The 2,907-nt window shown below is 68.6% G+C and carries 4 protein-coding genes; all 4 read right to left on the bottom strand.

The genetic code is table 11. From position 1 onward, the window contains the following. Positions 1-141: 141 nt before the first annotated feature. Positions 142-975, bottom strand: coding sequence for an enoyl-CoA hydratase family protein (locus VF665_RS16115; protein ID WP_331054466.1), 834 nt, complete (start codon positions 973-975; stop codon positions 142-144). A gap of 101 nt (positions 976-1,076) precedes the next feature. Next, positions 1,077-1,457, bottom strand: a complete 381-nt coding sequence (locus VF665_RS16120) for a DUF5615 family PIN-like protein (protein ID WP_331054467.1) — start codon at positions 1,455-1,457, stop codon at positions 1,077-1,079. Between the two features lie 27 nt (positions 1,458-1,484). After that, complete coding sequence (locus VF665_RS16125) at positions 1,485-2,057, bottom strand: DUF433 domain-containing protein (RefSeq protein ID WP_331054468.1); 573 nt, start codon at positions 2,055-2,057, stop codon at positions 1,485-1,487. Positions 2,058-2,187: 130 nt separating this feature from the next. Continuing rightward, positions 2,188-2,907 (bottom strand): SDR family oxidoreductase (locus VF665_RS16130; RefSeq protein ID WP_331054469.1); only part of this gene is annotated, 720 nt, incomplete at its 5' end.

A 2,907-nucleotide genomic window follows, 5' to 3' on the forward strand; every position in this document is an offset into this window, starting at 1 on the left:
GCCACCGGGCGCACAGTCCGAGCAGAAAATTACCGCGTGTTTACTCGCTTTTCTGGACGGCTCTGCACGAAAAGACCCGGTTCCCGCCAGGGGCGTGTCAAGCACTTTTTTCGGCCGTTCGGCGCCCCCGGAAGCACCTCCTCAGTTGCCCTCGAAAACCGGCTTCTCCTTGGCCGCGAACGCCCGGAACGCGCGGGCGAAATCTTCCGTCTGCATGCAGATGGCCTGCGCCTGCGCCTCGGCCTCGATCGCCTCGTCCACCCCCATCGACCACTCCTGGTGCAGGCAGCGCTTCGTGATCCCGTGCGCGAAGGTGGGCCCGGCGGCAAGGGATCGGGCGAGTTCGTGGGCCTCGTCCAGCAGCGTTTCCGGCGCGGCGATGCGGTTGTAGAAGCCCCAGCGCTCCGCCTCTGCGCCGTCCATGGCGCGGCCGGTGTAGAGCAGTTCGCTCGCGCGCCCCTGCCCTATGATGCGCGGCAGGATGGCGCAGGCGCCCATGTCGGCGCCGGAAAGGCCCACGCGGGTGAACAGAAAGGCGACCTTGCTGCGCGCGGTGCCCAGGCGCAGGTCGCTGGCCATGGCCAGGATGGCGCCGGCGCCCACGCACACGCCGTCGATGGCGGCGATGACGGGCTGCGGGCAGCCGCGGATGGCCTTCACCAGGTCGCCGGTCATGCGGGTGAAATCCAGCAGTTCGCCCATGCGCCCCTGCTCCTTCATCTGCACCAGCGGCCCGATGATCTCGTGCACGTCGCCACCGGAGCAGAAATTCTCCCCGGCGCCGGTGAGCACGATCACCTTGACGTCCGTGGCGAAGCTGAGCGCGCGAAAGGTGTCGCGCATCTCCGCGTACGATTCAAAGGTGAGCGGGTTCTTGCGCTCGGGGCGGCTGAGCGTGAGCGTGGCGACGGGGCCGTCCACCCGCCATCCAAAGGTGGCCGGGCGAAAGTCGGCGGCAAGAAGGCGTGTGGTCACGGAACAGTGCGTGAGTGCTGGGTGCGTGAGTGAGGCAACGCCCGGAGCGGCGACGCTCGCGCGGGCTCCTGACGGGCCGGGTCGCAGAAGAGGGCAGGCGATCAGTCGTTTGAAAGTGCGTACCGGGTAACCACCCCCTCAGCCGTGACCTCGAGCACGGTGTTGATCATGTCCAGTGGCGGGTCTGAATCCCGAATCAACAGCAGGGCAAGCGCAAACAGTTCCGCCTGCCGTTGGCGCCGGACGTTGGGCAGAATAACGACCACCCCCGGATGCAGGCCCTCACGGGCCAGCATCGGCTTGAAATCCAACCAGTTGTTGGTGACCAGCGTGAGGCTCTCGTCCAGCATGCGCCGCAGAACCTGATCGTCGCTTGCGGACGCCCAGCCCCTGTGGGCCACGTGAAAAGCCGCGAAGCCCAGCGCGTTTGCCGTGCTGGTCAGTGCAGGCGAAAGGTTCTCGTCGATGAGAAACGTGACCACGGTGCCACCCTTTCGCCGGTTGCAGGTCTACGCGTCCTCCTTCACGGGTGGGGTGGGTGCCGCGATCTCGCCGTCTTTCCACGGTGCGCGCCTGGGGCGGCCGCGGCGCGGATACATCCGGGCGTACAGAAGCGCGGCTTCCAGCGACTCGGGGGTGAGCGACGGATAGTCCTCCAGCAATTCCTGCCGGCTGGCTCCCTGCTCCTGTAGTTCCGCCACGACGTGAACGGACACGCGCGTTCCCCGCACCACCGGTTCCCCCGCGCGCACGGCCGGATCGATGATCACCCACTGGCGGGCACGCTCCATCGCCTCGAGACGTGCCTGCACCTCGCGCGATACCGGGCCGACATCCAGGTTCAGCGGGCCCAGGTTCAGGATCTCACTGTCACATGCCTCGCCGCCGATCTGCTCGAGTTCTGCCCGTAGCCTGCGCTTGCCTTCCGGCGAAAGGAGGCGCCCGGCTCCGTTGCGCAGCCGAAGGTACACGAGATCGCGGTAGCCCAGGACCCGGTCCCTGTCGCCAGTCCGGTTTCTGAGCGGGACGACCTCCTCCCGGTCGATCGCCTGTTGAATCGTTTTTTCCGGTAGGTCGGTCACGAACGCCGCCTCTCGCGGGGTGAGTCCGCTCGTCTCGGAATCACGCCTCTCGAATGCACTCACAATCCCTCCTCGCAATGAGGATGAATTATACCCGTGGTAGCGCGGGCGGTCAACGTCGCTACGCGGCTTACATCACCTCGCCACCCGCAACGCCGATGCACTGCCCGGTGACCGCGGCGGCGCCGGGGGCGCAGAGCCAGGCGACGGCGCTCGCCACCTCCTCCGGGCGGATCATCCGGCCGACGGGCATCACCCGGGTGATGGCGCGCAGGGCATCCTGCTCCGAGCGGCCGGCGCGGACCAGGTTGTCGATGGCCGAGCGCGCCATGTCGGTATCCGTGTAGCCGGGGCAGACCGCGTTGACGGTGATGCCCTGCCTGGCCGTTTCCATCGCCAGCGCGCGCGTCAGGCCGACTACGCCGTGCTTGGCCGCGCAGTACGCGGCCGTGTGGCTGTATCCCCGCTGCCCGGCGGTGCTGGCGATGTTGATCACGCGCCCCCACCCCGCCGCCTGCATCGCGGGGATCACCTGCTGGGTGCACAGGAACGTCCCCGTCAGGTTCACCGCGAGCATGCGGTCCCACACCTCGCGGCTCGTCTGCGTGAACGCCCCCCCCGCGGACTGGCCGGCGTTGTTCACCAGGATCTGCACGTCCCCCAGCGCCTCGCGCACCTCCGCAAAGGCGTGCGCGACCGCGGGCTCGTCCGTCACATCGCACACGGCGGCGTGCGCGCGGACGCCGTGCACATTCGCCAGGGCGGCGGCGCGGGCGCGGAGTTCGTCCCCGTCGCGGCCCAGGACCGCGACGCAAGCGCCCAGGGCGGCGAGCGCGTCGGCGATGGCGGC

It is taken from the genome of Longimicrobium sp. (assembly GCF_036387355.1).
Classification (GTDB): domain Bacteria; phylum Gemmatimonadota; class Gemmatimonadetes; order Longimicrobiales; family Longimicrobiaceae; genus Longimicrobium.